Consider the following 17,785-nt stretch of genomic DNA (forward strand, 5'->3'; position numbering starts at 1 on the left):
TCGAATCCGATCGACCTCCATGACGGTCGCGTGCGGCACCGGGGGCGTCCGGTTACATCCTCACCGACGCCCGGTGCGGCAGTGATCACCACCATCGCCGCGGCAGTGGCGATGTTCGCCGGCACCAACATCGACGACATCGTCGTGCTGACGGTGCTGTTCGTCGCCTCCGCCAGCCAGGGTAGGCCGCGGGCGTGGCAGATCGTCACCGGCCAGTACCTCGGCCTGATCACCCTCGTCGCGACCAGCGTCGTCGCCGCTCTGGGACTGGTGATCGTGCCGCAAGAATGGGTCGGGCTACTCGGTGTGCTGCCCCTGTCGCTGGGGCTCTGGACGCTGATCCGCTGGCTGCGCAGCGACGACGAGGACGAACCCCCGGTCGCTGCCACCGGAATGGCAGGCGTTGCTGCCATCACCATCGCCAACGGTGCCGACAACATCGCCGTCTACACCCCGGTCTTTCGGACGCTCGGTCCACCACAGACCGCAGTCACCATCGCCGTGTTCCTGATCTGCGTCGGGATCTGGTGCTACGCCGGCAGGCTGCTGGGCACTCGCAGGAAGGTCGTCGACACTCTCGAACGGGTCGAGCACTGGCTCGTCCCAGCGGTGTTCATCGGCTTGGGTCTCTTCATCCTCCTCGAATCCGGAGTTCTCGCCCGGCTGATCGCCGCCGCGTCATGACCGACACCCGCTCGCGCGCAGCCTGCGGAACCGCTACGGCCCGACTCAGATCGGTTCCCGCCACCGCCCGGTGGCGTCACCTCCATGCCATCGATCGAAGCGTGAGGGTGAGCAAAGGGCGGCGCATCGATACTCGGTCGATCCGTCGGCGATCATCAGATCGACCACGGTGCGACAATCGGACCGGACTTGCCGAATCGACCGCCGAGTAGGCGTCGCTGACCCCGATCATCTGTGTCCGAGCGGTGTGTGGACAGACGAGCCACGCTCGTCCGCGCGGGCGCGGAGTCGTATTCGTCGCCGGAAGGTTAGGTTCGGCAGCCCTTATAGACTCGCTCGGTGCCCAGAGACTTCAACCGCCCGAAACGCCCCAGTGTGCGCTTAGCGCACGATTTGGGCAGATTCGGTGACGCACCGGGTCTGATATCGGTGAACGAGACGATCACCTACCGCGACCTGGACGAGCGCATCGACCGGCAGGCGGCCAGACTTGGACGTGGCCGTCGTCTGGTACTGATCGCCGGCACCAACAAGGTCGAGGTCGTCGTCACCTACCTCGCGGCGCTGCGTGCAGGACACCCCGTACTGCTGGCCTCGGACGACAATCCCGACCATCTCGACGGGCTCATCGACACATATCGGCCCGATGTGGTGGTGCGCACCCTCGACGGCAACACAGTCGTCGAAGAACTCGATCGACAATCCAGACATGAGCTGCACCCTGATCTCGCGTTGCTGCTGAGCACCTCGGGTTCGACCGGATCACCCAAACTCGTCCGTCTCTCGCACGACAACGTGCAGGCCAACGCCGAGTCGATTGCCGAATACCTGGGCATCCGCCCCACCGACCGTGCCGTGACCACGCTACCCATGCACTACTGCTATGGGCTTTCGGTCGTCCACAGCCACCTCCTGCGCGGTGCCGCCTTGATTCTGACCAACTCTTCGGTCACAGATACTCGACTGTGGGACCTTGCGCGCACCCACCGCGCCTCCACCTTCGCGGGTGTGCCGTACACCTTCGATCTGCTCGACCGTATCGGGTTCGAACAGCTGAATCTTCACGACCTGCGGTACGTCACGCAGGCCGGCGGAAAGCTGTCGCCCGATCGCGTCCGCACGTATGCCGAGCTGGGCCGACGCCAGGGATGGGACTTGTTCGTCATGTACGGGCAAACGGAGGCGACCGCCCGAATGGCGTATCTGCCACCGGATCTTGCCGCCGCTCATCCGCATTCCATCGGACGGCCGATTCCCGACGGGTCCTTTCGGCTCGATCCGGTCGCGGATGCCCCGGACGGGACGGGTGAGCTCGTCTATTCGGGGCCGAACGTCATGCTCGGCTACGCACACGACCCCGGCGACTTGCGCCTGGGTGACACGCTCGCCGGCGAGCTGCGAACAGGCGACCTGGCCCGGCGAACGGCCGATGGACTGTACGAAGTGGTCGGCCGACGCAGCCGTTTCGCGAAAGTGTTCGGTCTACGTATCGATCTGCACCGCGTCGAGTCCGCGCTCGCACACCTGGGATTGACCGTGTGCTGCACCGACGGCACGGACGAACTCGTCGTCGTCGCGGAGAACGCTGACGTCGCCGACGTGCGACGCTTGACAGCACAGTTCAGCGGCCTTCCCGCAACAGCAGTTCGGGTGTGTGTCGTCGATGAGCTGCCGCGCACCTCCACCGGCAAACCCGATGCGCGAGCGGTCGCGGAATTCGCAGGCAAGCCCGGCCCTGTTCAGCCCACCTCGACGACGACAAAGCCCGAGACCACCGATGTCAAAGCGATGTATGCCGAGGTCCTGCATCACGCAAGGGTCGACGACGACAGCACGTTCGTGAGCTTGGGCGGTGACTCTTTGTCGTATGTGCGGATGTCCATTCGGCTGGAGGAGCTGCTCGGTCACCTCCCGGCGGACTGGCACAACACCCGAGTCGTGGACTTCGTTCAGGCACCGCACCTGCGCCGCGGCTGGCGACGGGTGGAGACCAACGTTGTGCTGCGCGCCCTTGCGATCGTGCTGATCACCGGCTCGCACATACACCTGTTTTCGGTGCTCGGCGGGGCGCACGTGCTTCTCGGAATCGCCGGCTACAACTTCGCCCGCTTCCACCTCGGCGCGGTCGATCGCACCGCCCGCGCACGCAATGCTGTGCGCAGCGTCGCTCGGATCGCCATCCCCAGCATGGTGTGGATCGGGGCCATCATCGCTCTGACCGGGGACTACCGCATCACCAGTGCATTGCTGCTCAACGGAATCTTCGGCCCGGACGGTTGGTCTGTCGAATGGCGATACTGGTTCGTCGAGGCGATTGTGTACATCGTCCTCGTAGCCGCCGCTGTGCTCTATGTTCCGGCGGTCGCACGTCTCGAACGCAGTCACCCGTTCTGGTTTCCTATGGGGTTGGTGGCATTGGGCCTGGTTACCCGTTACGGATTGATCGAGATCGACGACAGCCGCAATCGCATTCTGACCGCGGCGGTTGTCTTCTGGTTGTTCGCCCTCGGCTGGGCCGCCGCCCGGGCGCAGACCGTGTGGCATCGAGTGGGGGTCACCGCGGCAATCGTGCTATCGATTCCCGGGTTCTTCTTCGGCGACATCCAGCGAGAAGTCATCGTGATTGTCGGACTTTGCCTGCTGGTGTGGCTCACATCCGTCCCATGTCCCGCAGTTGTGGGCCGGGTTGCGGGGGTGTTGGCAAGCGCGTCACTCTACATCTACCTGACCCATTTTCAGGTCTATCTACCGCTGCGCGACGACCATCCCTGGACAGCATTCGCCCTGTCGATCGTCGTGGGGGTTGTCTACTGGCAGGCCGCGACCTTCGTGCTCGCCCGTCTACCGTGGAGCGGGACAGGGCCGGGCATTAGGTTTGCCAATCCTCTAAGTACCATGGCGGCGGGGACGACCGGAGGTGGTCCGGTAAATGCGAAGGACGGACGATGAGCAAGCGGATCGAACTGATGGCGGGCCTCGCACTGGCGACCGCGGCACTGTTGACGGTGTCGGGGTGTTCGAGCGCTGAGTCCGACCCGGGCGGGGACAACCGGATCACCGTCTACAACGCCCAACACGAGTCGCTGACGAAAGAATGGGCCGACGCGTTCACCTCGGAGACCGGCATCGAGGTCGACCTGCGCCAAGGGAGCGATACCGAACTCGGCAACCAACTCGTAGCGGAGGGTGACCGATCGCCAGCGGATGTGTTCCTCACGGAGAACTCTCCGGCGATGACGCTCGTCGAGAACGCGGGTCTGTTCACCGACGTCGACCAGGCCGTGCTGGCCCAGGTTCCGAGCCAATACCGCCCGTCGAACGGCAAGTGGACGGGTATCGCCGCCCGCTCGACCGTGTTCGCCTACAACACGGACATGCTGACCCCCGATCAGCTCCCGGCCTCACTCCTGGACCTGCAGGACCCCGCCTGGAAGGACCGCTGGGCAGCATCGCCGTCGGGAGCCGATTTCCAAGCCATCGTCAGTGCGCTGCTCGAGTTGAAAGGCGAGGACGCTACACGCACCTGGTTGGAGGGGATGAAGAACAACGTCCGCGCCTACAACGGTAACGGCACGGTGATGAAAGCCGTCAACGCCGGAGAAATCCCGGGCGGCGTGATCTACCACTACTACTGGTTCGGCGATCAGGCCAAGACCGGAGAGAACAGCAGTAACGTCGCCCTGCACTACTTCAAGAACGAAGACCCCGGCGCATTTGTCAGCGTCTCCGGCGGCGGCGTCCTGCAGTCCAGCGCGAAACAGGATGCAGCGCAGCAGTTCCTGGCGTTCGTCACCGGACCGAAGGGTCAGGAAGTTCTGCGGGACGGGATGTCGTTCGAGTACTCGGTGGGCAGCGAAGTGGCGGCCAACGCGGATCTGGTCCCCTTGACCGAACTGCAGGCCCCGCAGGTGGACCCGGCGAAGCTCAACAGCCCGAAGGTCACCGAGCTCATGACCGAAGCCGGTTTGCTCTGATTCCAACGACGAACGGTCGAGAACAACGGGGGCCGGCCCACACGCTGCGGTGCCCAGCAGGCCGGTCGCGTATGCCCTTGCCTCTGGCTGTCACCGCAGTGATTGTCGTGGCGATCTCGCTCATCCCGCTCGGGTACGTGATCGTGGAGAGCGTGGACACCGGCTGGGCCACCGCGTCGGCGCTGCTGTTCCGATCGCGGGTCCGCGAATTGTTGGCCAACACCGTGATGTTGGTAGTGATCACGGTGCCCATCTGTGTCGCAATCGGCGTCGCGGCTGCTTGGTTGGTCGAGCGCACACGAGTATTCGGAGCGAAGGTGTGGGCGGTATTGCTTGCCGCGCCGCTGGCTGTCCCGGCGTTCGTGAACGGCTACTCGTGGGTGACGGCGATCCCTTCCCTCGGCGGGCTGCGCGGCGGCGTTCTGATCGCAACGCTCTCGTATTTTCCTCTCGTCTACATTCCCGTGGCCGCGACGCTACGCAGGCTCGACCCCGCGGTCGAGGAATCGGCGCGAGGACTCGGAATCGGACCGTGGGCAGTGTTCTTTCGCGTCGTGGTGCCGCAGCTGCGGCTGGCAATCGCCGGCGGCGCGCTTCTGGTCGCGTTGCACCTACTCGCCGAATACGGTGCCTTCGTCTTCATCCGCTTCGACACATTCACTACAGCGATTTTCGAGCAGTATCAATCGACGTTCAACGGAGCGGCGGCGACCATGCTCGCCGGGGTGCTGGTATTGCTGTGCCTCACATTGTTGGTGATCGAAGCGGTTGTGCGTGGCAGTGCCAGGTATGCCCGCATCGGCTCGGGTGCAGCCCGCCCGGCCGTGCCTGCAGAACTCGGTTGGCAGTATTCGCCGATCGCGCTCGTCTTCCTGGGGATGTTGATCGCACTGTCTCTCGGAGTCCCGATCGCCAGTGTTCTGCGGTGGCTTGTCGTCGGCGGCAGCGCGGTGTGGGAGTGGGACGAAATCTCGTCCGCGCTGCTGCAGACGCTCGGGTTCGGAATTGCCGGTGCGGTCATGACGTGTGCACTCGCGTTCCCGGTCGCGTGGATCTCGATTCGCCACCGCGGACGGTTCAGCCGTGTCCTCGAGGGCGGTACCTACATCTCGAGTTCGTTGCCCGGCATCGTGGTTGCGTTGGCGTTCGTCACCGTCGCCATTCGGTACGCAAATCCGCTGTATCAAACAGTTGTCGTCGTGATCGCGGCCTACGCATTGCTCTTCCTGCCACGCGCATTGGTCAACCTGCGGGCGGGGCTCGCGCAGGCGCCCGTCGGGTTGGACGAGGCGGCTCGGTCGCTGGGTCTGTCACCGCTGTCGAGTTTCTTTCGGGTGACTCTCAGATTGGCTGCGCCGGCCACCGCAGCGGGCGGTGCGTTGGTGTTCTTGGGGATCGTGAACGAGTTGACCGCGACATTGCTGCTGGCACCGACCGGAACCCGCACTCTGTCGATGCAGTTCTGGTCGCTGAGCAGCGAGATCGACTACTCGGGGGCTGCTCCGTACGCGTTGATCATGATCGTGCTGTCTCTGCCCATGACCTACGTTCTCTTCTCCCAGTCGAAAAAGGCGGCAGGACTATGACATACGCGGTGGAGGTGGATGGGCTGGACAAGTCGTTCGGTCCTGTGACGGTGCTACGTCGTGTTGAGTTCGCTGTCGATGCCGGGTCGACCACAGCCATCGTCGGACCGTCCGGTTGCGGTAAGACGACGCTGCTGCGTCTGATCGCGGGTTTCGACAAACCCGACGCAGGCACTGTCGCACTGACCGGGAAGGTCGTCGCGGGATCCGGCTGGACGCCTGCGCACCGAAGGTCGGTGGGGTACGTCGCCCAGGACGGGGCACTGTTCCCACACGCCACGGTCGGCGCGAACATCGGGTTCGGCCTGCCACGCCGTGCCCGCACCGTCTCGAAGATCACCGAACTGCTCGAGATGGTGTCGCTGGATTCGTCCTACGCCTCACGTCGACCCGACCAGCTCTCCGGCGGCCAGCAGCAACGGGTCGCGCTCGCGCGGGCGCTGGCGCGTGAACCTGAATTGATGCTGCTCGACGAACCGTTCTCGGCACTCGATGCCGGCTTGCGGGCGAACACTCGACGGATCGTCGCCGACGTCCTCGCCAAGGCTGGGATCACCACCATCCTCGTCACCCACGATCAACCCGAGGCCCTGTCGTTCGCCGACCGGGTTGCGGTGATGAGCTCGGGCAGGCTCGCACAGATCGGTACACCTCGTGAAATCTATTCCCGCCCTGTGGACGTCACCACCGCGGAATTCATCGGTGACGCCGTGATCTTGACGGCCCACATCGAGAACGGCCGTGCCCGCTGCGCCCTCGGCGACGTCGCCGTCGCCCCTTCCCCGAACGCCATCGAAGGTGCAGCCCGAATCATGTTGCGGCCGGAGCAAATCGAGGTGACCACCGACGGCGCGGGTGCATCGGGGGCCGTCGTCGACGTGGAGTACTTCGGGTCGGAGATGCTGCTCGGGATCCGCCTCGACACCGCGGACACCGCTATGGCCCAGCGGGTCACCGTGCGCCGCTTCGGCGCCACGGCTCTGACGCCCGGCGACAGGGTCGCCATCCGCGTCATCGGCGACGCCGTAGTGTACGACCTGTGAGAGAGCTACTCAGTGTGAGGCAGCCTCTCGCGTCCTGCTCGATCATGCGATCGATGCCGAACAATGTGCGTAGTTAGTGGGCAGACTTGCACCATCCAGACTGAGGCAACGCCCCGGAGGCAATCACGTCTCGACCCCAAGCATGGAACGGGCCGGCCGGCATCGACTGTCACCGCCGTCTACGATCCGCACGCGGGTTGATGTCTTGAAGGTGGTGGGCGGCTTCGTCGTCATCCAAACTGGGGGCATCGATTGCGTTGCTTGCAAATCTGGTGGCCCGCACTAAGTCTTCTTTCTTTCGAGGACGGACTCCCCCTGAGCGGCGGAAGAACCCACTGATTCCGATTTCCCACGCACACCACCACCATCGCGAGCGGTAATCGGTCCTGGAACACAGAGGCAAGCAGGAGACGTTCACCCGCGCACAATCAGACGACGGTTAGATGGATCAGTGCAATGCTGAGTGCGACGACGATTCCCGCGATGAACCGGGCTGCATATCGAGTGATCCGGTAATTTGACATCGCTGCCCATCAACATGCGGTCAGAGGTGAACCGCACCAACGGAATCAGCGCGATCGGAATACCGAAGGACAACACGACCTGCGAGACGACGAGAGCGCGACTGGGGTCAACCCCAGCGGCGAGGATCGCCAGTGCCGGAACCAGCCGCCGCACACGATCGGGATGCGCTTGCGTGGACGGTGCACGCCTGCTTTTCGTGTGTGTCGCTGCAGGAGCGATCGTGACCATCGACGCACTGACCAGTCTCGACATCCCCTTCGTGTTGGTACTTCTCACCGCGCTTGCCGCTGTCGGCACTGACCCTCAGGAAACGTCGCCGAACCATCAACGCAGACATCGATGCAGTGGATCGGAAGCGCACCGCGAGACGAGGTCCAGCGACACGACCACCCCGTACCAAGAGACCGTGAAGCCCGCGTGCGAACTTTCGACACAGACCCGGTCGTCGTTCGGTGCAATGTTCGCTGACTCACTCACAACAGGGGTCGCTCCTGCGGGGTGACACCTGGGATCGTCGCGCGCTGAAGACTATTGCTCGCACTCCGGCATTTCCGCATCTAAGAACTCGAGAAGTTCCCTGAGCAGTCGGTCTGCGCGGTTTTCGACATCGGCAAGAACCGAATCGACGTCGTCGAGGAGCGCGTGGGAGTGCCTTCGTGCGAGTGTGCCGCGTTCGTAGTAACCAGGGTCGAGCGAGACCGCCGATGCAGGCTCGAGCGTAAAGACACGCTTTGGGTTCGTCTCTCGGACGGGGGGCGGTATGTGCGTGGGAGCGCGTCCCCCGAGGTGTGCTCGAACGATATCGGCTATTCCCCGGGAGGTGAGAGGGGTTGCGACCAGCGGGGTATGGCCCCACCGGTCGATCGTGGTCAACAACGGCCGTTCGCTGCCTGGGTCGAGATGAGTAACGGAGTCGGCGAGTTCGGTTCCGTCGACGTGCTCGATGGCGTCGGCGAGCATGCGTGTGCTGGGGTGCCGCTCGCCGTGGGCCAGGACCTCGTACCAGCGCCTGTACACCTTTCTCGGTGATGCGCCCGCCCTCACGAGCTCCAACGAAGTGACGGCATGTACACCGGTGCCCGTTTCGATTGTGAGGGCATCGAATTCGGGTTCGACGGCGACATCTCTTATTCGCAGTGCCGCGATCTCGGTGTATGGCAGCCCGGCCGCGGCAAGAGTGAGGACCAGTGCATCTCGGCGAGCGAACAACGCCGCCGGCCACCCTGTTCCGGGGAGGCGCGTGACGATGCCGCCGATCCGAGTTGCGGTGTCGCGCAAACGCGCTGCACGCAGCGCGTCCAGAGCCGCTCGCACGCTCTGACCGCGACCCGGCGGGGGCAGGGCGCGGTCTCGATGAACAGCGTCGATGACGGCGATGCGACGACGTTGCGTTGCCGGCGCGGCAGGGTTGGCTCGGAGGAACCGAACGAACAACTCCGGTGAGACCGGCAACGCCGACTGATCATGAGCGGTGCACCAGTCCGCGAACAGCGACCACGTGTGTCGACCCCGTTCCGGGACAGTGTCGTTCGATACTGGAGTTGTTCGGACAAGGTCGGTGTTGTCGCCGCTCGTCGAGGTGTCGGTGCCGTGCATGAGGGTCACAAGCCGAGATCGTTCACGGCGTTGCCGACCAGAGGCGCGTTCTCGCGGGCATAGATTTCGACCATTCCCGGGCTTCTGTGTCCGGTCTGTCGCATGATCGCGTGTGCGTCGGCACCGTTACGGAACGCTTGAGTGACGAATCCGGCACGCAGTGAATGTCCGCCCAGCTGGGCGAGAAGGTCTGCGTCGTAGCCGGCGCGGCCGGCGCGGCGGCGGATCGCGGCGTGCACTGCCGCACCCGACAGTGCGGTCTGGGATAGGTTGCCGTTCTTGCGGATCGACCGGAACAGCGCCGACCGCGTGTCAGCGGTGGGCAGGGTGCTGTGGCAGAGATGGGAGTCGAACTTCGCTGCGCGGGAAAGCAAACGAATGATCGCGGTTCTGCCACCGGTATCGAATGCAGCAACGATCTGCAGCCAGCGAACCCACGCGCAGACCGGGCATGATTCGTGCCGGTCGGTGAACGGCAGCGCCTTCACCGTTCCGGTTCCGTCCTGGTCGGTCTTCGAGTGCCGCAGGCGGACATGCGCACCGTCGAGGCGATCGCGGCGCACATCACGACATTCGAGGTCCACGAGTTCGCTGCGCCGAAATGCCCCGGAGTACCCCATCAGCAGTAGTGCGGTGTCGCGGCGTTCGAGCACTTCACTGGCCCAGCCGGTGACACCGGCACGTGCTACGTCAACGATGGCAGTGATATCGGACGTCAGGAGTGGGGCGCGGGGATTGCGGGGGCGCTCCCCCGCGGCGGCGTAGTCTCGGCGGATACCGGCGAGGGTGGCGCGCACCATCTCGTGGCCACACGGGGTGTCGTGGCCGAGCCCGCGGTGACGGTCGGTGATCGCAGCGACCCATTTGCCGAAGGTCGACGGTGCATACGCCCGGACTCCGTCGACGGTCAGCGAGTCCGCCGCGTCAACGAGATACGCAGCCACGGTCGCAGGGTGCGCCGGCAACGAGATGTGCCCGGCGGCAGTGCACCAGGTCTCGAATCGCCGCCACGCCGAATCGTAGGCGCGGCGGGTTGCGGCAGACCGCGCCGACGCCATCGACCGTTCGATACGCGCAGCCACCTCGGCCGACAGGTCCGGAAACACCACCGCACCACTCACCAGGGCAACTGAATCTGCGTCCAGGACCTCACCGAGCTGCCGTTCTGCCATGGCAAGAACTGTAGTGCGCACCTCCGACAGGCTTTTTGATTTCAAAACACGCTCACCTGGTGTTTCGCCGGGGATGGTGCGGGAAAATGGGCGTACGACGGCCTGCAGTACCACTTCTCGGTGCTCTGAGCGTCGGTTGAGGAGCAGAAGTTTGCTCCGTACACGGCCGCACCGGTCTGTTCGAATTGCTCGACAGTTGAGTATCCCTGGGACGGGTCGCAAGCGTAGCCGTCGAGGACTTGTCCGGCCACGAGATCAGGTCGTTCCACTGAGCAGTAGCTCTTTGGACGGGAAACCCGTCGAATCTCCTTCACTTTGACACCTACACCGGCAGCTCGTGGCGGGGTCGCAGCCCTACGAGGACCTAGTCGGGGCGTGACACCCGAATAGTTCTCGAGTACGCGGCTCGGAATTATCGGGAACTTCCGGGACCGCTGGCCCGACTACTGCACGAGTAGGACCGGCTGAGCGCCCAGTGCAGCCCGAGGAGAAGGAACCGAAACACGCAGATGTCCACCAGTGAAATCGATCGACCGCCTGCGCCCGGTGACACCCCGCCTTCGGTGACGAAGATCCCGTTGTGGCCACAGATCAGGCCGTTCGTGCTGCGGTTGCACTTTTATGCCGGCATCCTGGTCGGACCGTTTCTGCTGATCGCGGCCGTGACCGGCCTGCTGTACACCATCAGGATCAACCGGATCCGGTCCGCGTCGTCGAGTGCGGCGAGCGGACGAACCGACTCCCGAAGGTGCCCCAAATCCTCGCTGGACGACTCGGTGGGTTCGTCGCTGCTTCCTGTCGATGCGGTCATCGCCTCACCATTCCTCGATGTCGCTGAAGACAGGCGTTGCGGTGCCGCCGTCCGCTCGAGGCTCCACCGGCGGGTGGATCGCCGGGATCGGTGCAGACGCGGCGCCGGTGAGATGCGTGCGGCGGGCACGGTTGCGCCGGGCTTTGCGGGTGGCTTTCTGCGAGCGGTCGGTGACCTCGCGCATCTGCTCGATCATCGAAAACAGTGCGCTCTCATCGACGTTCGACCGACCTTGTTCGCGGAGACGAGTGATAGCAACTCTGTGCTCCCACAATGTCACCGCGGGATGTGACATCGTCCGGTACGGCACCTCGACATAGCCGGCACCGTCTGGTTCGAGGACCCAGATTCTGCTCAAATCGCGTGGGTCACGTCGTATCACGAACCGTCCCAAGTCCTCTCGCCGCGCAACCCACGGTTTGAGCGCGTTCGAGAAGTAGTGCACGTGATCGAGGACGAAGCCCGTGCGCGTCAGACGTCGCCGGATGACGGGAAGAAAGTCCACCAGGAACGCGGTTTCGCGGAGCACAACACGAGGGGCATGACCAGCTGCGGCAACCGCGCCGGCCCACACGGCGGCCGGAGTGTTCCCGATCCCTGTGTGAACACTCCCGTGATACGAGGCTATGGCCAGGACCAGCCAGCGCTCCAACTCACGCAATGTCAACGCCGCATGCTTGTCCGAGTCGTACCTTCCTCGGTCCGCGGGGCTCGAGAAGGTGGTCCCAGGCAGCTCGTGCACCGCTGTCATCGCCGTTCCGATGATGCGTTCGACGATCCCGCCGTAGTGCGGTCGGCCCGGAGGACGGTATTCGAGTGTGATGGCGTGCTGGGCGCATCCGCGGCGCAGCGCTTCGCTTTTGAACTCTGAGGCGTTGTCGAGATACAACTGTTTCGGCTTCCCTGCCATCGGCCACTGCACCTGCTCCGCGAGCTCGCATGCCTCCAGCCATGTCTGCTTCTCGCAGCACACGCGGCCCAGGCACAACCCGACCGATATCGACGACGGCGGCTCCAAAGTGACGACGAACCCGAGTACGGAACGGCTGAGGACATCGATGGCGATCGTCAGGTAGGGGCGGCCGATCGGTTGACGCTCGTACTCGTCGACGACCATCAGATCGACGACGGTGTGGTCGATCTGGACCTGATCGAGAATCCCCGCAACTGTCGGTGGACTGTCGCCGGCGGACTGACGTGGGCGGGCGGCATCGGGTCCTCCGCGTGACCTGGCCACCGATGCCGGATGGAGCGCGGCGATTCGTGCGGTGACGGTGTTTCTGGCCGGCACTGGCAGACCCGCGCGGTGACACGCCAACGCGATACGTCGATGCAGCGCAGCGACACTCAGCTTCTGGCGGTGAAGAAAATATCGGGTGAGATGATCGCCGATCACCTCTTCGACCTCAGCCGCTACTCGGCTGCGGCCACGCCCACCCGGCGAGACCTTCGTCAGAAGATCGGTGACCGTACCTGTCCCGTCCCTGAGTTTGCCAAGCAACGCATAGACCCGACGCCGCGACAACCCCAGTCGTTCGGCCGCATCATCGACCGCTGCCAAACGCACCGGATGCATCTCCAGCAAGGGAGCCAAGACAGCGAATCGGGTCTCTGCCTGCGCCCACCGCTCCCCCGACGCCGTCAGCACACCGGTCTCCACGACGTCGAGCTTGCCCGGGTCCACCACAAGCCTCCCCTGTCACCGAGAGCCGAACGCGATCGTGCAGCGCACTTCTGACATCAGAATGTCAGAAGACCACTGCACTCACCCACAAATCGCCAGCAAAAAGTGCCGCCGTCTTCTGAAACTGACACGATTCGGCCGCGGGGTGTCTCGATAGACGATCGTCAAAAAGGACGCCGAGCCTCGGTGGGGGTGCCTGAAATCTCGGTCCCGCCTTAGGTCTGCCATCGCGCACATGTACGTGACTGAATACTTATGGGTCACAAAAAGGGCTGTGCTAGCAACGCTAGCTAGCACAGCAAGCGGGGATCCTCATTCAACGGTCTAGATGCCCCGCTTGTCGAGGTACTCACAGAGCGCTGCGTCGGTCAAGGAAGCAATACTGATTGATCGGTCCCCTGTCTCGTACCGCAGCCTGTCGACGGCTCTGTTCAAACGAAGCTTGGTAGAACTCCGTATCCGCACATTGTGCTGCTCAGTAAATTTTTCTCCGCCTGGTCCTGCCGCCGGCCGCGCATTGTGCTGAGCCAACGGTTCGTTCGTTGCCGGAAGAGTGGGCTCGTTTGTCGGCCTGATACCGCCAGCACTGGTCGGAACGTCGACGCTCGGCGACCCGGTTGATTCTTGCTGTGCTTCGAGCCCAACGCGCCGGGGTGAAGCGGTCGGTCGCGAAGGGAGGTCTGCAGCCGGATGGCGGCGGATGGCGGGTTCGCGTTGTGCGTTCATGCGGCAGGCTCTCCTAGGAGGTCGATAGACAGTTCTTTCAGCAGGGCGTCGTAGGCGACTTGCAGGTCTATCGCCCGGCCTCCCTTGTAAGAATGGATGGGAGTGTGGCTGCTATGAGCGTCTTGGCGCGCCGCCAGCTCCGGGATCCCCGCTCTTGCAACCAATTCGCCGTATGCAGCACGCAACTCGTCCTCGCGATACTGATGCTCCGAGGTCCTTCGTTTCTTAGACAAGACGATCTTCTCGAGCTCGAGACGAGGGTTCGCACGCCGCTTGACGTTGGTGATGGTTTCCTCAACCTTGGTAATCGCTCGCACGCTGTCGATGGTGGGTTCGGTGACCGCGATGACTGAGTCGCAGGCGCAGAGGACCGCGAAAAGTAACTTTCCAAGCGACGGCGGGCAGTCGATGAAAACTGCACTGTAAGGCGACAGATCGACACCCTCAAGCGCGATATCCAACCGAAAGATCAAGTCGTTTGCACCGTCAGCCTCAAGATTGGCGAGGCTCTGAGTCGCCGCGATCAGGTCGACCCGATCCCATTCGGTTGCTACTACCGCATCCGCTGCTGCACCCTCGCCAGTGACCGACATCAGGTCGAAGGTAGTTCGCATGTCGTCATCAACGTCGACTCCCAGACCGGTCGTCGCGTTGGCCTGAGGATCCATATCGATGACGAGGACGTGTTTGCCCTTGTCTGCCAATGCACTCGCCAATCCGAGTGTTGTCGCTGTCTTCCCAACCCCACCCTTCTGGTTGCATATCGCGAACTTCCTGGGTTGCTTCGACGACGTCGACATTGGGATTCGCGTTCCTTTCTCTGTTTGAGGATCAAGGCCAACGAACTTTTCTCCGAGGAAAACTGCGTTGGCTCGCACCCTGGACGTATGCCCTGCAAGCCTTCTGGCTCGCTACGCTATAGCCAATTGCTTCGTGTGCTGCGTTAACACGCGGAGCGAACCTTGCGACGAGTGCTTTGCTCGCTTGCGTAGCTCGCTTCGCCCGTCTCGCACTGCTTGCACGCCGCGCTGCAGCGCCTTGCGTATCTAGCCAAGCGCATTTAGTTACGCAAGATTACCGTGCTAGACAAGCAACTCTCACTTGCCTCGCTAGCACCGCGTGTGTAGCAATCGCATCTAGTGCATCACGCCTATCTAGCGTTGTTTTGCTAGCTATGCCAGCTACGTTAGCCTACGTTCCGACGCTCCGCTCGCTTTGCATTCTTTGCTAGCTACGCTAGCTATCATTGCACCCATACCTCTTCAATTACTGCTCAACAGAACGCGAACGGAGCGAACCCGGTTAACTGCCCGTCTGCGCGCAGGCGAATCTCGCGTGCAACGGCCCTCAGCAGGATAAATAGCAATGCTAGATGGCCTAGCACTCGCGTATGCCGAAGCCCAAGAGTGTCTGTACAGGGCTGGCGTTGCAGAGCCTTGCAACACCTTGCTCCACAATGCGTCAGTTCAATCCGCCGGACCCACGGTTCGGCGGATTGAACTGAGAGGCGATAAAACTGCGACGGACTGCGCCAGGCAGCAACATCGCAAACCGAACAATCGCGAGCTGTGATCACGTACGGACTGGGCGCTTTGTTCAACCCAGGCGAAATCATGCCCGGCGTCAGAACCTCTAGCGTTGCTAGCATAGATAGCTATCATCACTAGCGTTGGCATCCATCACAACAGGTTGGACGGTCGTCTCACAAGATGGTGACCTATGGGGTGTCGCGCGACTCGTCGGCTGCAACCGACTCAGCCTGCGGCGAGTTCAGTGTCGAGGATGGGGACTTGACGGTTGGCTGCGTCCACAAGCGCCGCCGCCACCATTCTCAAGGTGGGCAACGTGCGTCTTACCGACACCCAAAACACAGCGCCGCACCGCGAGGCTGTTCCCTGTCTAAGTCGCAGGAACGGTCGGAACCACGACTGCGCCCGAACTCAACCAATGATTCGGTGGAATACCGCAGTAACGGCGGGCCCCACGGCCACGAGGGAATCCCACAGTTCGAAGCCCCAAAAAGCAGACGCGAAACGGACGATCGTTGTAACTACCGGGGGGAGCAACGACCGCCAAGATCGCCTGGTGCAGCCCCGGGCCGGATCAAACTGGGGTCTATTACGGCGGCTCTTTCAAGTTGATTAGCAGGGACATTCATCCCGCCTTCGTTGTCACCCATAGTTCAATGGATCTGACCCACGTAAATTGCATTTTCCGCGTCGTCTCGACAAAAAACAGCAGCTCAGCACAGTTTCGCTCCGCAGGGACGTTGGCGACCTGGGTTAGGCTGCGCATATGGACTTCCGACCGGGCCAACCACATGCGGTGAACCCTTCCGCAGGCATTTCGGGCACGGGAAGGCCGATGGCTGTCGAGCCGGAGATCCCGCCCGCCGTCGCGAAGCGGATCGCGAGCGCCGTACAGTCCTCCCGCTCCGAGGGAACGCGCAAAACCTACGCGGCCGCGTGGAGACGCTTCACAAGCTGGTGCGAGACGAATGGTCACGTGACGCTACCGGCGCACCCGGTCACTGTCGCCGCGTACCTGGTCGACGCCGCCGATACCCGCAACGAAGCAGGGGAGCGGGCCTATGCCGTCGCCACGTTCGGTACCTGGATCGCGGCGATCAACCACCAACACCGCATTACCGGACATCTATCGCCCTCCGCGCACGAACTTGTCACTGCAACCCTGTCGGGGATCCGGCGGGAATACGCGGCCGCAGGGGACCGACCACGCACCCCGCGAGACCCTCTATTGGTCGACGACATCAAACTCCTCGTCGAGACGGCGCGGAACCGGTGCCGAGGCTGGGCCGATGAGGTCTTGGAACGCCGCGATTCGGCGATTTTGCTACTCGGGTTCGCCGGTGCCTACCGCCGCAGCGAACTCTCCGAGCTGCTTTGCGGAGACGTCACCGTGCACCGGCACGACGGACTCCACATCCGGCTGCGGAAATCGAAGACCGATCAGGAGGGCAGGGGAGCGGTGAAAGCCCTGCCCTACACGGAGTCCCACCAGACCTGCCCGCCCTGCGCGTACGTCCGGTGGGCGCAGGTGATCGCCGCCTTCGATGCCGGCGGCCGGCCTTCAGTGATCCGGCTTCTCCGGAAGCGGGATCCATTCGACGGTCACGTGTGCCGTGGGGGGGTGCCCCGCACCGCCGCACGGGTGCCCCTGCTTCGTGCAGTCGCCAAGAACGGCAATCTCGGTTCCACCGCGCTATCCGGGGCGGCAATCCACCAAACCATCCGCCGCCGCGCCGAGCATGCCGGATATGACTCCACGGCTCTCGCTAAGCTCGGAGGCCACTCGCTCCGCGCCGGTTTCGTCACCCAAGGCAACCGCAACGGCGCAGACGGATCGGCTATCGCCCGACAGACCGGCCACGCCAGTCTCGACTCGGTCGAGGTGTACCGCCGCGAACACGCACCCCTCCTAGGGAATGCCGTCTCTGACATCGGCCTGTAGTCACCGCTGGTTTTGATCGCTCACTGCAGCTTGCATTCTTGAACGCCTTCAGCAGCAAAAACCTCCGCACTGTCCGCTGACTGCGTTTCGCGCATCTACCGACGCAGAGGATGTAGTTTCGGAGCTGACGATCCAGCTGCATGCGAGACGATGTCCCGGATGATGAGGAAGGGACTGCCCCGAGTTCGGTTGACTCGTTGGGTTGAGTGAATCAGGCCGCGTGTGCGGACTGATTGATTGTCTCAAACTCGGTTGGGGTGAGTTTGCCGAGCCGGCGTTGGCGACGCTTGCGATGGTAGGTCCGTTCGATCCAGGTGACGATCGCCAGCCGTAACTGCTCTCGCGTGGACCAACGTTGTCGATCGAGCACGTTCTTCTGCAGAAGCGCGAAGAATGACTCCATCGCAGCATTGTTATCGGTGTACACCCTCACGTGATGGTCCCCGTACAACCTCATATGTAGGTGCTCGGCGAGTCCTGTCGTAACTCGCCCACGACAAGGGCCACCCTTCG

Annotated in this window: 12 protein-coding genes and 3 pseudogenes; 8 read left to right on the plus strand and 7 right to left on the minus strand. The window is 63.2% G+C overall.

The genetic code is table 11. The features are described 5' to 3' along the window. Positions 1–81 precede the first annotated feature (81 nt). The 5 genes from CH276_RS12540 (at position 82) to CH276_RS12560 (ending at position 7,287) form a co-directional block, all read left to right on the plus strand. Complete coding sequence (locus CH276_RS12540) at positions 82–684, plus strand: cadmium resistance transporter (RefSeq protein ID WP_008720461.1); 603 nt, start codon at positions 82–84, stop codon at positions 682–684. A gap of 339 nt (positions 685–1,023) precedes the next feature. Beyond that, positions 1,024–3,633 (plus strand): AMP-binding protein, encoded by a 2,610-nt coding sequence (locus tag CH276_RS12545; protein WP_237606109.1) that lies wholly within the window; start codon positions 1,024–1,026, stop codon positions 3,631–3,633. After that, positions 3,630–4,658: an iron ABC transporter substrate-binding protein gene (locus CH276_RS12550; protein ID WP_008720459.1), complete on the plus strand. Its 1,029-nt coding sequence runs from the start codon at positions 3,630–3,632 to the stop codon at positions 4,656–4,658. Before CH276_RS12545 ends, CH276_RS12550 begins: the two co-directional genes overlap by 4 nt. A 71-nt stretch (positions 4,659–4,729) precedes the next feature. Continuing rightward, a complete protein-coding gene (locus CH276_RS12555) occupies positions 4,730–6,244 on the plus strand; it encodes an ABC transporter permease (RefSeq protein ID WP_080733225.1) in 1,515 nt (504 codons plus the stop codon). Further along, the gene (locus CH276_RS12560) at positions 6,241–7,287 is read left to right on the plus strand and encodes an ABC transporter ATP-binding protein (protein WP_008720455.1); all 1,047 of its coding nucleotides are present in this window, start codon (positions 6,241–6,243) and stop codon (positions 7,285–7,287) included. Before CH276_RS12555 ends, CH276_RS12560 begins: the two co-directional genes overlap by 4 nt. Positions 7,288–7,715: 428 nt before the next feature. On the opposite strand, the pseudogene CH276_RS12565 reads toward CH276_RS12560, so the two are convergent. Then, positions 7,716–8,064: pseudogene (locus CH276_RS12565) on the minus strand (divalent metal cation transporter). A 276-nt stretch (positions 8,065–8,340) separates the two neighbouring features. Next, positions 8,341–8,865: a hypothetical protein gene (locus tag CH276_RS28975; protein WP_230593321.1), complete on the minus strand. Its 525-nt coding sequence runs from the start codon at positions 8,863–8,865 to the stop codon at positions 8,341–8,343. A 12-nt stretch (positions 8,866–8,877) separates the two neighbouring features. Here CH276_RS28975 and CH276_RS28980 point away from each other — a divergent pair, with 12 nt between their 5' ends. Beyond that, positions 8,878–9,255, plus strand: coding sequence for a hypothetical protein (locus CH276_RS28980; RefSeq protein WP_230593320.1), 378 nt, complete (start codon positions 8,878–8,880; stop codon positions 9,253–9,255). Positions 9,256–9,413: 158 nt separating this feature from the next. Here CH276_RS28980 and CH276_RS12580 read toward each other — a convergent pair whose 3' ends face one another. After that, positions 9,414–10,580, minus strand: a complete 1,167-nt coding sequence (locus CH276_RS12580; protein WP_008720452.1) for a site-specific integrase — start codon at positions 10,578–10,580, stop codon at positions 9,414–9,416. 509 nt (positions 10,581–11,089) lie between these two features. Between CH276_RS12580 and CH276_RS28475 the strand changes: the two are divergent. Beyond that, positions 11,090–11,230, plus strand: a pseudogene (locus CH276_RS28475) (hypothetical protein); the annotation flags it as partial. Here CH276_RS28475 and CH276_RS28480 read toward each other — a convergent pair. From CH276_RS28480 to CH276_RS12600, 3 genes are all read right to left on the minus strand, one after another. Further along, positions 11,200–11,391 (minus strand): hypothetical protein, encoded by a 192-nt coding sequence (locus tag CH276_RS28480; RefSeq protein ID WP_032407491.1) that lies wholly within the window; start codon positions 11,389–11,391, stop codon positions 11,200–11,202. The pseudogene CH276_RS28475 and the gene CH276_RS28480 sit on opposite strands and share 31 nt — an antisense overlap. A gap of 4 nt (positions 11,392–11,395) precedes the next feature. After that, positions 11,396–13,075 (minus strand): Mu transposase C-terminal domain-containing protein, encoded by a 1,680-nt coding sequence (locus CH276_RS12590; RefSeq protein ID WP_094629857.1) that lies wholly within the window; start codon positions 13,073–13,075, stop codon positions 11,396–11,398. Between the two features lie 722 nt (positions 13,076–13,797). After that, on the minus strand, positions 13,798–14,601 hold the full coding sequence (locus CH276_RS12600) for a ParA family protein (protein ID WP_032407517.1): 804 nt from the start codon (positions 14,599–14,601) through the stop codon (positions 13,798–13,800). 1,495 nt (positions 14,602–16,096) lie between these two features. On the opposite strand from CH276_RS12600, the gene CH276_RS12605 reads away from it, so the two are divergent. Continuing rightward, positions 16,097–17,272, plus strand: a complete 1,176-nt coding sequence (locus tag CH276_RS12605) for a tyrosine-type recombinase/integrase (RefSeq protein WP_094629852.1) — start codon at positions 16,097–16,099, stop codon at positions 17,270–17,272. Positions 17,273–17,483: 211 nt separating this feature from the next. Here the strand turns inward: CH276_RS12605 and CH276_RS12610 are convergent. Further along, a pseudogene (locus tag CH276_RS12610) lies at positions 17,484–17,687 on the minus strand (IS3 family transposase); the annotation flags it as partial. Positions 17,688–17,785 lie beyond the last annotated feature (98 nt).

The organism is Rhodococcus sp. 06-470-2 (assembly GCF_002258235.1).
In the GTDB taxonomy this organism is placed as follows: Bacteria; Actinomycetota; Actinomycetes; order Mycobacteriales; family Mycobacteriaceae; genus Rhodococcoides.

What these genes read in the sequence shown, in the direction of transcription:
- CH276_RS28480 (WP_032407491.1), bottom strand. Translation starts at nt 11,391, where the DNA reads ATGACCGCATCGACAGGAAGCAGCGACGAACCCACCGAGTCGTCCAGC.
- CH276_RS12560 (WP_008720455.1), top strand. Translation starts at nt 6,241, where the DNA reads ATGACATACGCGGTGGAGGTGGATGGGCTGGACAAGTCGTTCGGTCCT.
- CH276_RS12555 (WP_080733225.1), top strand. Translation starts at nt 4,730, where the DNA reads ATGCCCTTGCCTCTGGCTGTCACCGCAGTGATTGTCGTGGCGATCTCG.
- CH276_RS12605 (WP_094629852.1), top strand. Translation starts at nt 16,097, where the DNA reads ATGGACTTCCGACCGGGCCAACCACATGCGGTGAACCCTTCCGCAGGC.
- CH276_RS12550 (WP_008720459.1), top strand. Translation starts at nt 3,630, where the DNA reads ATGAGCAAGCGGATCGAACTGATGGCGGGCCTCGCACTGGCGACCGCG.
- CH276_RS12580 (WP_008720452.1), bottom strand. Translation starts at nt 10,580, where the DNA reads ATGGCAGAACGGCAGCTCGGTGAGGTCCTGGACGCAGATTCAGTTGCC.
- CH276_RS28980 (WP_230593320.1), top strand. Translation starts at nt 8,878, where the DNA reads ATGTACACCGGTGCCCGTTTCGATTGTGAGGGCATCGAATTCGGGTTC.
- CH276_RS12600 (WP_032407517.1), bottom strand. Translation starts at nt 14,601, where the DNA reads ATGTCGACGTCGTCGAAGCAACCCAGGAAGTTCGCGATATGCAACCAG.